11 protein-coding genes are annotated in these 10,890 nt (G+C 56.6%); 5 read left to right on the forward strand and 6 right to left on the reverse strand.

The window, feature by feature from the left end:
- Positions 1-655: MsnO8 family LLM class oxidoreductase (locus ACIQ0G_RS07605; RefSeq protein WP_397577383.1), on the forward strand; the 655-nt coding region annotated here is incomplete at its 5' end.
- Here the strand turns inward: ACIQ0G_RS07605 and ACIQ0G_RS07610 are convergent.
- Genes ACIQ0G_RS07610 through sdhC form a run of 4 tightly spaced genes read right to left on the reverse strand, consistent with a single transcriptional unit; the run spans position 652 to position 3,648 of the window.
- Positions 652-996 (reverse strand): DUF3703 domain-containing protein, encoded by a 345-nt coding sequence (locus ACIQ0G_RS07610; protein WP_397577384.1) that lies wholly within the window; start codon positions 994-996, stop codon positions 652-654. The two genes, ACIQ0G_RS07605 and ACIQ0G_RS07610, sit on opposite strands and share 4 nt — an antisense overlap.
- Positions 996-2,798 (reverse strand): succinate dehydrogenase flavoprotein subunit, encoded by a 1,803-nt coding sequence (gene sdhA / locus ACIQ0G_RS07615; protein ID WP_397577385.1) that lies wholly within the window; start codon positions 2,796-2,798, stop codon positions 996-998. The genes ACIQ0G_RS07610 and sdhA overlap by 1 nt, the downstream gene beginning before the upstream one ends.
- Complete coding sequence (gene sdhD, locus ACIQ0G_RS07620) at positions 2,798-3,187, reverse strand: succinate dehydrogenase, hydrophobic membrane anchor protein (protein WP_306063248.1); 390 nt, start codon at positions 3,185-3,187, stop codon at positions 2,798-2,800. The genes sdhA and sdhD overlap by 1 nt, the downstream gene beginning before the upstream one ends.
- A gap of 2 nt (positions 3,188-3,189) precedes the next feature.
- The gene (gene sdhC, locus ACIQ0G_RS07625) at positions 3,190-3,648 is read right to left on the reverse strand and encodes a succinate dehydrogenase, cytochrome b556 subunit (protein WP_397577386.1); all 459 of its coding nucleotides are present in this window, start codon (positions 3,646-3,648) and stop codon (positions 3,190-3,192) included.
- 230 nt (positions 3,649-3,878) lie between these two features.
- On the opposite strand from sdhC, the gene ACIQ0G_RS07630 reads away from it, so the two are divergent.
- The 4 genes from ACIQ0G_RS07630 to ACIQ0G_RS07645 are packed head-to-tail and all read left to right on the forward strand — an operon-like array spanning position 3,879 to position 7,792.
- The gene (locus ACIQ0G_RS07630) at positions 3,879-5,210 is read left to right on the forward strand and encodes a methyl-accepting chemotaxis protein (RefSeq protein WP_397577387.1); all 1,332 of its coding nucleotides are present in this window, start codon (positions 3,879-3,881) and stop codon (positions 5,208-5,210) included.
- A gap of 41 nt (positions 5,211-5,251) precedes the next feature.
- The gene (locus tag ACIQ0G_RS07635) at positions 5,252-5,944 is read left to right on the forward strand and encodes an SDR family NAD(P)-dependent oxidoreductase (protein WP_397577388.1); all 693 of its coding nucleotides are present in this window, start codon (positions 5,252-5,254) and stop codon (positions 5,942-5,944) included.
- Positions 5,934-6,821: a subclass B3 metallo-beta-lactamase gene (gene bla / locus ACIQ0G_RS07640; protein ID WP_397577389.1), complete on the forward strand. Its 888-nt coding sequence runs from the start codon at positions 5,934-5,936 to the stop codon at positions 6,819-6,821. The genes ACIQ0G_RS07635 and bla overlap by 11 nt, the downstream gene beginning before the upstream one ends.
- Positions 6,818-7,792 carry a 50S ribosomal protein L11 methyltransferase gene (locus ACIQ0G_RS07645; protein WP_397577390.1) on the forward strand — a complete coding sequence of 325 codons (975 nt, stop codon included), beginning with the start codon at positions 6,818-6,820 and terminating at the stop codon, positions 7,790-7,792. Before bla ends, ACIQ0G_RS07645 begins: the two co-directional genes overlap by 4 nt.
- On the opposite strand, the gene phhA is transcribed toward ACIQ0G_RS07645, so the two are convergent.
- Both phhA and ligA read right to left on the reverse strand, forming a co-directional pair.
- On the reverse strand, positions 7,762-8,658 hold the full coding sequence (gene phhA, locus ACIQ0G_RS07650) for a phenylalanine 4-monooxygenase (protein WP_397577391.1): 897 nt from the start codon (positions 8,656-8,658) through the stop codon (positions 7,762-7,764). The genes ACIQ0G_RS07645 and phhA overlap by 31 nt on opposite strands.
- An 83-nt stretch (positions 8,659-8,741) precedes the next feature.
- The gene (gene ligA, locus ACIQ0G_RS07655; RefSeq protein ID WP_397577392.1) at positions 8,742-10,757 is read right to left on the reverse strand and encodes an NAD-dependent DNA ligase LigA; all 2,016 of its coding nucleotides are present in this window, start codon (positions 10,755-10,757) and stop codon (positions 8,742-8,744) included.
- Between the last annotated feature and the right edge of the window lie 133 nt (positions 10,758-10,890).

A 10,890-nucleotide genomic window follows, 5' to 3' on the forward strand; every position in this document is an offset into this window, starting at 1 on the left:
CGGTAGCGACCAACGTGTTGCCGCCGCAATCCGGCGGACGCTCGATAGCGACCCGAATGCTTTTCCGCGCGACGTTATGGAATTGCAAAGCTATTTCGCCGATGATGGCCAAACCGGCATCGTCGCAACACCCGGCGCGGGCGCAAATGTGCAACTCTACATATTGGGCAGCAGCCTATACGGCGCGCAAGTCGCCGCTGCACTTGGCCTGCCCTTCGCGTTCGCCAGCCACTTTGCACCGCAAATGCTCGACGAGGCCCTGCACATCTACCGCAGCCATTTTCGGCCAAGCGCCGTGTTGGACAAACCCTATGCGATGGCCGCATTCAACATCATCGCGGGCGAAACCGATGCAGAAGCGGAGTTTTTGGCCAGCTCATTGATGCAAAGCTTCGTCGCCTTACGCACCGGCAACCCGCGCCAAATGCCGCCGCCGGTCGAAGGCTATGTGGCGTCGCTGCCCCCGCAATTTACGTCAGCGTTGAACGACATATTATCGGCCAGCGCAATCGGCGGCGCCGATACCATTAGGGACAAGCTAAAGGCGTTCATCGCCCGCACACAAGCCGACGAAATCATCGTCGCTTGTTCGGTGTTTGACCATGAAAAGCGCAAGCGAAGCGTAGAGATTGCAGCAACCACGTTCCTGAATTAGCGTTGCGACTGTTTCATGATAGCCTGGAGATCGTCGGGCACAGCCATTGATCTAAATGGGCTCACATTCGTGCCACCGCTATTCCCTTGCGGAACAAGCCCGATAAAAGTTTTCGTGGCTGCACCAACAATACGGAAAAGCTGACCAAAAATCTCACGTAAGTCGCGCTGTTTCCACGCCCAGCCCAACATGCGGAAATGGGCTAAGACATGAAAACGTGTCGAATTCTGACCTAGTATGTGAGCGCGTTCAAGATGCCGAAATGCAGTTGCCATGTCGCCCATTGCTTCGGCCGCCTTGGCAGCCTGCAATTCTATTTCGACATGATCATAAACAGACATCAATAAACGCGTGGCTTTGGCTTGATATACTCTGCCTCGTCGGTCAGCGTATAGTCATGCACTGGGCGGTAGTCGATTTTCACCGCGCCGCCGGATCCGCCCCAACCTTCAAACCATGAAGCGGTGTGCTTCATCCAGTTTGCATCGTCGCGCTCTGGATAATCCTCATGCGCATGCGCGCCGCGGCTTTCCTTGCGGTTGTTGGCGCTTTCGATGGTGCAGACGGCCTGCGCCATCAAATTGTCGAGCTCCAGCGTTTCGATGAGGTCGGTGTTCCAGATCATGCTGCGGTCGGTGACGTGCACGTCGGCCAAACGCTGATTGACCTTTTGCATCTCGGTGACGCCTTCGGCCAGCAATGCTGTGTCGCGGAAAACCGCGGCGTGCTTTTGCATTGTCCGCTGCATTTGCAGACGAATTTCTGCAGTCGGCGAACCGCCCTTTGCCGCACGGAACTTGTCGACGCGCGTCAGCGCCAAATCGGCGGCATCCTTTGGCAGCGCCTTGTGCGGTGCACCGGGCGTCAATGACGATTTCAGATGCAAGCCCGTTGCGCGTCCGAATACGACCAAGTCGATCAACGAGTTTGATCCAAGCCGGTTCGCACCATGCACCGAAACGCATGCTGCTTCGCCGACCGCATAAAGGCCCGGTACGATGACTTCAGGATCATCACCAACCTTAGTGACCACCTGACCATGATAATTGCACGGAATTCCACCCATATTGTAGTGCACCGTTGGTGTCACAGGCAGTGGTTGGCGTGTCAGATCGACGCCAGCGAAAATCTTTCCGCTTTCGGTGATGCCGGGCAGACGCTGCGCCAAAACCTTGGGATCGATATGGTCAAGATGAAGGTAGATATGGTCCTTATGCGGGCCGACACCGCGGCCTTCGCGCATTTCAAGTGCCATCGAACGGCTGACAACGTCGCGTGATGCCAAGTCCTTAGCCGACGGTGCATAACGCTCCATGAAGCGCTCACCTTCGCTGTTAGTCAGATATCCGCCCTCGCCGCGTGCACCTTCGGTAATCAGCACGCCAGCGCCGTAAATGCCGGTGGGGTGGAATTGCACGAATTCCATATCCTGAAGCGGAAGCCCAGCGCGCAGCACCATGCCGCCACCGTCACCGGTGCAGGTATGCGCCGACGTTGCGGAGAAATAGGCACGGCCATATCCGCCGGTTGCCAGCACGACGGCGTGGCTCTTGAAACGGTGGATGGTGCCATCTTCCATGCACATGGCGATAACGCCGCGGCATTCGCCATTTTCCATAATCAGATCGAGCGCGAAATATTCGATGAAGAAATCCGCATCATATTTCAGGCTCTGTTGATACAGGCTGTGTAACATGGCGTGACCGGTGCGGTCGGCCGCTGCAGCCGTACGCTGAACGGGTGGGCCTTCGCCCATATTCTGCATGTGGCCGCCAAAGGGGCGCTGATAGATTGTGCCGTCGGCATTGCGGCTAAACGGAACGCCGGCATGCTCAAGCTCATACACAGCAGCTGGCGCTTCACGCACCATATATTCGATCGCGTCTTGGTCACCCAACCAATCCGAACCCTTGACGGTGTCGTACATGTGCCAGGTCCAATGGTCCGGCGAGTTATTGCCAAGCGACGCCGCAATGCCGCCCTGTGCCGCAACAGTATGCGAACGGGTAGGGAAAACCTTGGTGATACAGGCTGTTTTCAAACCAGCTTCAGCGCTGCCCATCGTGGCGCGCAAGCCAGAGCCGCCGGCTCCAACAACAACCGTGTCATAGGTATGGTCGATAATCTTGTAAGCGTCTGACATCAGGCGGATGCTCCGGTAAATGCTAATTTTGCTACGACGAATATGCCGAACACGGCGCTCGCGACGACATAGAAGTTGAGAAGCGCCATTGCGCCAAACTTCAATCCTTCGTCATGCACATAGTCTTCAATCAAAACCTGAAGACCAAGGCGCGCATGCGAAAAAATGTTGACGATCATCAATATCATCGGGACCGCAACCGTTGGCTGAGCCAGCCATTGCGCCAAAGTTGCTTGATCAAAATTCGGCATAAGAAGCAGCGAGACAACGAGCCACGTGGTTAGCAAGATATTGCCAATCGCGGTCAGGCGCTGTTTCAACCAATGTTCGCCGCCATGCTTTGCTGAACCCAGCCCGCGCACGCGCCCGATATATGTTCTACTGTCCATCATCAAACTCCCAGAAAGCGCGATGCCACAAACAGGACAACGAATGCAGTTGCAAAAAAGGCTGCAATGAATGCAGCCGAAGCCCAGGTCCGGTTCGTCTTCAATTCGTAACCAGCGCCAATATCCAAAACGAGGTGGCGAATGCCAGATGCGAGATGCTGGAAAAAGCTGAAGGTTACAGCCAGGCCCAAAAGCCGGAAGAACCAGTTAACCGCCGATTCAAAACCGGTTGCGCTTTCACCTGCGGAGACAACATATTTTTGAAAGGTCGCATAGCTTTCCGCGCCGCCGCCAATTGCGGACAACCACCACAGCAAGGTGATCATACCAACCGTCGCGAGAATGAATCCTGTTGCGCGGTGGAAAATCGAAATCGCCATCTGCGGTGACCAACGATACACCTGCAAATGCGGTGATAACGGGCGGTTCGGGTTTTTCGCCATGATTTCAGCGTCCTTCATTTAAGCGCAGCCTATATTAAGCGTCGCTCTTTAATCGTTTAATGGCGTGGCGCAAGGCCTCCGCCGTCAGAATCGCGCATTGGGATGATGGATTTGTTCAATCACAACTCTGCACAAAATCTGCGCAAGGCACCGGAGGCGTTCGGGCAATAACCGCCTATTAACCATTTACCGCTTAAACATGCGAAATCGGTCCGCATTGCGGAAGACCATGGCACAGGAACGCAAGTATGGCAGAGAAACGGGACATTGAACAATCGGACGTCCAGGCGATTATTGATGTGTTTGTCGAAGACAAAAACTTTGCGCCCCGCTGCCGCAAAGTCGGTGAGCTTTTGAAAGACCGACTATACGATATTAGCAGCTATTATTGGGATTATTGGATCGGCATGGGCAAGTTTCCGGAAATGCAGGATCCCGAAAAAGCCCGGATCAAAACAGCCGCCTTTATTGGTAAACGCCTTAGCGATATCGAAGGCGCGGAATGGTCAAAGTTTCTAACCCGCCAAATTATGGATTCTTACCAGCGGGGCATCCCGCCCAAAACTGTTAATGCAGCGTCGATACGGTCGAACGCCTTCACGCTAAAGTTGCTTGGTGAAGTATATGGCGTCGAACAGGAAGATTATCAGGACCTTGCAGCTGCCGTTCTGACCGCGACGGGTCTGGAACTGTCCATCATGGCAATGTGCCACACGGCATATCACGCCAATCAGAACGCGACACGCCGCCAGGAACAATCGGCGCAGTTTGAATCCGACATCGGCATTGCTGCGCATGAGGTTGCCGACCGCACAGCCGTATTGCGCCAACAAGCCGCGAGCAGCTCGCAAATGGCCAACGGCATGCTATCCAAGGCGTCTGAAGTTGCGGCAGCGTCTGAACAATCTGCAGTCGCCATGCGCGAAGCCGCCCAAACTGCCGCAGGCCTCATCCGCGCGATTGAAGATGCGCGGACAGAAGTGGAGACCGCCGCCGACGTCGCAAACCGCGCCGCCGCCGTGGCAACAAAAGGTGCAGTGGCGACCGATACGCTGTCCGAACAATCCCAATCCATCGAGTCGATACTGGGTCTTATCCGCGACATCGCGGGACAAACCAACTTGCTGGCCTTGAACGCCACAATCGAAGCCGCACGCGCAGGCGATGCGGGCCGTGGTTTCGCTGTGGTTGCGCAGGAAGTCAAAAGCCTCGCAAATCAAACAGCGCAGGCAACAGACGAAATTGCGCAGAAGATTTCATCTATTCAAAGTGCGACCAAGGCGTCGGTTGAATCAAACGCATCCATCCGCGAAACCGTTGACGAAGTACGCATGTCGGCCGAACGCATCCGGCGGGCGATGGAGGACCAAGCACAGACGGTGACGATGATTACCGCGTCCGTTGATGAAACCGCTTTGGCGGCCGATTTAATGTCGAACACCATCTCCGCCATCCGCAGCGATACGGAAAATGTGGTATCGGAAATCATGCAGCTTGAGGGCGGGTTTAGCGAAGTAAATGAGAAAATCTCATCGCTTCAAGCCAATGCCACGCGCTTTGTTGGAAACCTCATCCGATAACTTCGGTTGAAATTTTGTCGGTGCTGTGAAAAGCAGCGCGGATGAAAACCCATATCCTCATCACCGGCGCATCACGCGGCATCGGCGCTGCCGCTGCGGCAAGCTTTGACCCCGCAACAACTTCCGTGTTGGCGCTGTCCAGCACAGATGGCGATCTTAACGATCCTGCCACGCCACAACGGCTTTGGAACCATGCGCTTGATCGCCTTGACGGTCGTGTGGATGTGTTGATCAACAATGCAGGGGTATTTGAACAAAACCCGATTTCGGCGTCGGACGAGGAATGGCTCGCCAATTGGAACCGGACCATGCAGATCAACCTGACGGCCAGTGCGGACTTGTGTCGGCGCGCTGTCCTGCATTGGCAAGAATCGAACGCAAGTGGCAGGATCGTCAACATCGCCAGCCGCGCTGCGCATCGCGGGGATAGCCCGGCCCATTGGCATTATGCGGCATCAAAGGCCGGCATGGTCGCCATGACCAAGACAATTGCGCGCGCGTACGCTGCCCAAAAAATCTATGCCTTTGCCATATGCCCCGGCTTTACCATGACCGGCATGGCGGACGATTATCTCGCAAGCCGCGGCGGCGACAAGCTGCTCGCCGATATTCCGCTCGGCAAGGTCGCTGATCCCGAAGAGGTCGCCGCTATGGTAAAATTCTGTGCGCTCGATGCGCCGCCTTCGATGACGGGTGCCGTGTTGGACATAAATGGCGCGAGCTATGTACGCTAAGCTTGGCCCCATACTGGCATTAGCCTTGACGGCCTGTGCGCCTGTCGCGCCTGTCAAAACCATGAGCAGCGGAGCCACACTCGCGTCACAGTGCGAAGGCCGTGACGGCTGGGGCGACCCTGCCCCGCCCGCGCATATATTCGCAAATGTGTATATGGTCGGCACATGTGGCATCGTGTCGTTGCTCGTCACGTCACCCAAGGGGCATATACTCATCGACGGTGCGACCGCCGAAGCGGCCCCATTCATTGCCGACAATATCCGCGACCTTGGTTTCCAACCGACAGATGTGAAATATTTGGTCAGCAGTCATGAACATTTGGATCATGTTGGCGGACTTGCCGCGCTAAAGGGCATTACCGGTGCCCGCATGTTGGCTCGGGCCGAAGCACGCAAAAGTCTGGAGTCCGGTATTTCCGACCCTACGGACCCGCAGTTGGCAATATTGCCGCCCTTCGCGGGCATAAAGGTCGACCAAATCGTCAGCGACGGCGAAACCATCACCCTTGGCCCGATAAAAATGACTGCCATCGCCACGCCCGGCCACGCCCCGGGCGGAACGAGTTGGACGTGGAAATCATGCGAGGGCGCGACCTGTCACCAGTTTGTTTTCGCCGACAGCCTTGGCGCTGTGTCTGCTGATGCGTACCGATTTACCGACCACCCAGCCTATGTGGCGGTATTAAGGGCGACCATGAAGCGCGTTTCTGAGCTAAAGCCATGCGACGTCCTGATCGCCCCGCACCCCGCGCAATCGCGTTTCTTTGACCGCGTTTCGGGCAAGGAACCTCTGGCCGACCCTGCTGGTTGTGCCAATTATGCGAAAGCAGCGATGGAGCGGCTCGACGCCCGCTTAGCCAAAGAAGCCACACAATGAACTGGAAGGTGACCCTGCCCTGCACCCGCAACGAAGCGGAAGAACTGCACCATGACGATGAGTGGCTTGCGGCATTGGAACCCATGCCGACAATCGTTGCGGACGAGGTCGAAGCCTTCAATGACGAGAAATGGCGGCTTGAAGCTTATTTTAACGAAAAGCCAAATGCTCAGGTGATCGCCGCCATCCAAATCCGCTTGCCCAGCGCCGCCAAAGCAAAGGCGGTGGTTGAAAAACTTCCCGATGCCGACTGGGTCGTCATGAGCCAACAAGGGCTTCAGCCGGTGCATGCCGGGCGCTTCTATGTCCACACAATGGCCAACAAGGGCACAGTGCCCGGCGGCGCAACCCCGTTCCAAATCGAGGCTAGCCGCGCCTTTGGCACGGGCGGACATGAAACGACCAGCGGCTGTCTCTATATGCTCGACCGAATGAAACGTGCAGGCAAACGGTTTGACCTTATTGCCGACATCGGGACCGGGACTGGCCTGCTGGCGTTTGCCGCGCATGTTTTGTGGCCAAAGGCGTATTTGACGGCATCGGATATCGACCCGGTCAGCATTGATGTCACTGCGGCCAATGCCGTGGTCAACAATGTCCCTTGCGGCATTGCGCAGGGTCAGTTGGCGCTGTGTGTGGCCGCGGGGACAGCGCACGACCTTATCACCGCCCGCGCGCCTTATGACTTGGTCATCGCCAATATTTTGGCGGGCCCGTTAATCGAGCTTGCGCCGTCGCTATCAGCGATATTGCGTGAAGGTGGTTCGCTGATATTGGCAGGCTTGCTGAATACGCAGGCAGAAGCGGTCACGCGGGCATATCGCCTGCACGGCTTTCGCGTGCAAAAACGCAAGGATATGGGTGATTGGCCATGCATGTGGCTCGTCAAGCGCCGCAATTATGGCTGGCAACGCCCGCTGCGCGCGTCAGGCCGCACCAGTCAGCCGCCGGGTGACTTTGGAACCTGGTAACGGCTGGCGTCCTTCACATATTCCTGAGTGCCCTTGGTGATAAGCGCATCTTCGGCAATGGTTTCGCCAACCAATATGTCGGGCAAGGATTCAAGCCGATCGTACAATGGCGCGAAATCAGTCTCGACGGTCACCTGAAGCAACTGTTCCATGCTGGAGACCACGAAGTAGTTCTGCTGAAAATCATCAATGCGGTAATGGCTGCGCATCACGCGCAGCAGGTCGAATGCGATCCGGTTAGGACTTGGGTCCTCCAGCGCGAAAATGCTCTCTGCATAGCTTGAAACAATTCCCGCGCCATAAATCCGCAAGCCATCGGCCTGCTGAATAAGGCCGAACTCCACTGTATACCAATATAGCCGCGCAAGATGGTCAAGCGCGCCAAAGCCAAGCGAGCGCAATCCGCCTTTGCCATAAGCCGCCATATAATCGGCAAATACCGGGTCGGCCAACATGGGCACATGGCCGAAAACATCATGGAAAATGTCGGGCTCTTGCAGATAATCCAGCTGCTCCGGCGTCCGGATAAAATTGCCTGCGGGAAAACGGCGATTGGCGAGATGGTCAAAAAACACGTCGTCGGGAACCAAGCCCGGCACGGCAACGATTTGCCAACCGGTGGCCGCCATCAAACGCGCGTTCAATTCGCGATAATCGGGAATACCGGGGCGTGTGAGCTTTAGAACGTCGATCCCGCGCAGAAACGCGTCCGCCGCACGGCCCGGTAGCATCGCGGTTTGGCGCGCAAAAAGCCGGTCCCACATCGCATGATCATCAGCGCCAAAGGCGTCCCAATTCTGGGGCACGGTCCAATCGGCATTTGCGCCGGCAGGTGGCGCGTCATAAACATGGCACGAGCTATCCATGGCAATTAGTTACACTTGAAACCGTTTTGCATCAACCGCGTTGGTAGCGATCTCATCAGTTCACAAGACGTTGCAGGCGCCCGCTAAGCCTCCGCCACGATGCGTGCCCATTCGGCCTCATCAATGACTGAAATGCCAAGCGCCGTGGCCTGTTTCAGCTTCGATCCCGCCCCAGGACCCGCCACGACCAAGTCGGTCTTTGCACTCACTGATCCCGCAGATTTTGCGCCAAGTGCTTCCGCTTGCGCCTTCGCCTCATCCCGGCTCATGGTTTCAAGCTTTCCGGTGAACACAATATTTTTTCCCGTCCACGCACTTTCGCGGACATTTGACACATAAGCAGGCGGCGTGATTTCGTTCAAAAGATCATTCCACACCGACCTATTGTGCGGTTCGTGGAAGAAATCGCCAAGTGCCTCGGCAACTGCGCCGCCAACGCCGTCAATAGTGGTGATGTCCGCGACGGCCGCCTCATCACCCTGCGCCAAACGCAGCCCGACGTTCCCGACCTCTTGTACCGTCCCAAACGCCTTAAACAAATCGCGCGCAGTGACTGCGCCGATATGGCGAATTCCAAGCCCAAAGAGCAATTTAGCACCATCGGGCGCGCGCTTCGCCTCAATCGCTGCCAACAGGTTATCCACAGACTTATCCTGCCATCCATCGCGCGCTAAAATATCTGCACGGCGGGCCTTCAACCTGAAAATATCTGCCGGACTTTCAAGCCATCCCAAATCGAAAAACTCTTGAATGGTTTTTTCGCCAAGCCCCTCAATATCCAGCGCACCACGGCTGACAAAGTGGATTAGCCGCTGCACACGCTGGGCCGGACAAATCAGTCCGCCCGTGCAACGCACATCGACTTCGCCTTCCTCGGCAACGGCTTCCGAGCCGCATTCGGGGCATTGCGATGGAAACGCATAAGGCGCGCGTTCTGTGTCGCGGGTCAGGTTTTCGACGATCTGGGGAATGACGTCCCCTGCCCTTTGCACAACAATCCGATCCCCGGGGCGCACAGCCAATCGGGCAATTTCATCGCGGTTGTGCAGGGTTACGTTGGAGACAACGACGCCGCCCACCGTTACTGGGGTCAGGCGACCTACCGGCGTCAACTTGCCCGTCCGGCCCACTTGAATATCGATAAGCTCAAGCGTTGTTTCGGCCTGTTCAGCGGGAAATTTATGCGCAATCGCCCAACGCGGGGATTTTGCGACAAAGCCAAGCCGTTCCTGCCACTCAAGCCGGTCAACCTTGTAGACGACGCCGTCAATGTCATAGGGCAAGTCCGCACGCTGACGTTCGATCCCCGCGTAATGGGCCAACGCATCATCGCTATGCGGCACGCGGACGAGTAATGGCGACACTGGGACACCCCAGGCCGCAATGGCGGCCATGACGCCGCTTTGGGTATCGGCTGGCAGGCCACTGACCTCGCCCCATCCGTGCGCAAAGAACCGCAACGGCCGCGACGCGGTAACCTTGGCATCTTTCTGCCGCAATGACCCCGCCGCCGCATTGCGCGGGTTGGCGAATATCTTCCCGTCCTTCGCCTTTTGCGCTTCGTTTATCGCCGCAAAGTCAGACTTGGCCATATAGACTTCGCCGCGTATCTCGAAAATCTCGGGCACATCACCGTGCAATTGCTGCGGGATGTCCGAGATATAGGCGACGTTGGCGGTCACATCCTCACCCACGCTGCCATCGCCGCGTGTAGCGGCCTGTACCAGCTGGCCCTTTTCGTATCGCAAGGAGAGCGAAAGGCCGTCAATCTTGTCCTCCGCCGTCAACGCGACATCCGCATCGGGGCCGAGGTTTAGAAAGCGCCGGACACGCGCCACGAAATCATGGACATCCTGCGCCTCAAACGCATTGTCGACGCTCATCATGCGCTTGGCATGCGTGATTTTCTTCAGGCCTGAACCGTCTACAGCCGCGCCAACCAAGTTATTGGGGCTATCGGCGCGCACGAGATGCGGGAAAGCGGCCTCCAATTCATTATTGCGCCGCACCAACGCATCATATTCCGCGTCCGAGATTTCAGGCGTGTCTTCGGCGTGATAGCGCTTGTTGTGATAGGCAATCTGTTTCGCCAACCGCATCAGCTCATTGGCAGCGTCTGCTTCTGTCACTCACCGGCTCCAGAAACCGGCTTCGTCAGGTCAAATGAAACCCGGAACAACCGCCCCGGCCTTGCCAGTTCATATGTCAGGACTTGTCGTGGCGTGACTTCAA

The organism is Sphingorhabdus sp. (assembly GCF_044354325.1).
Taxonomy (GTDB): domain Bacteria; phylum Pseudomonadota; class Alphaproteobacteria; order Sphingomonadales; family Sphingomonadaceae; genus Sphingorhabdus_B.

What these genes read in the sequence shown, in the direction of transcription:
- sdhA (WP_397577385.1), bottom strand. Translation starts at nt 2,798, where the DNA reads ATGTCAGACGCTTACAAGATTATCGACCATACCTATGACACGGTTGTT.
- ACIQ0G_RS07635 (WP_397577388.1), top strand. Translation starts at nt 5,252, where the DNA reads ATGAAAACCCATATCCTCATCACCGGCGCATCACGCGGCATCGGCGCT.
- ligA (WP_397577392.1), bottom strand. Translation starts at nt 10,757, where the DNA reads ATGCGGTTGGCGAAACAGATTGCCTATCACAACAAGCGCTATCACGCC.
- sdhC (WP_397577386.1), bottom strand. Translation starts at nt 3,648, where the DNA reads ATGAAGGACGCTGAAATCATGGCGAAAAACCCGAACCGCCCGTTATCA.
- ACIQ0G_RS07610 (WP_397577384.1), bottom strand. Translation starts at nt 996, where the DNA reads ATGTCTGTTTATGATCATGTCGAAATAGAATTGCAGGCTGCCAAGGCG.
- phhA (WP_397577391.1), bottom strand. Translation starts at nt 8,658, where the DNA reads ATGGATAGCTCGTGCCATGTTTATGACGCGCCACCTGCCGGCGCAAAT.
- bla (WP_397577389.1), top strand. Translation starts at nt 5,934, where the DNA reads ATGTACGCTAAGCTTGGCCCCATACTGGCATTAGCCTTGACGGCCTGT.
- ACIQ0G_RS07645 (WP_397577390.1), top strand. Translation starts at nt 6,818, where the DNA reads ATGAACTGGAAGGTGACCCTGCCCTGCACCCGCAACGAAGCGGAAGAA.
- ACIQ0G_RS07630 (WP_397577387.1), top strand. Translation starts at nt 3,879, where the DNA reads ATGGCAGAGAAACGGGACATTGAACAATCGGACGTCCAGGCGATTATT.
- sdhD (WP_306063248.1), bottom strand. Translation starts at nt 3,187, where the DNA reads ATGGACAGTAGAACATATATCGGGCGCGTGCGCGGGCTGGGTTCAGCA.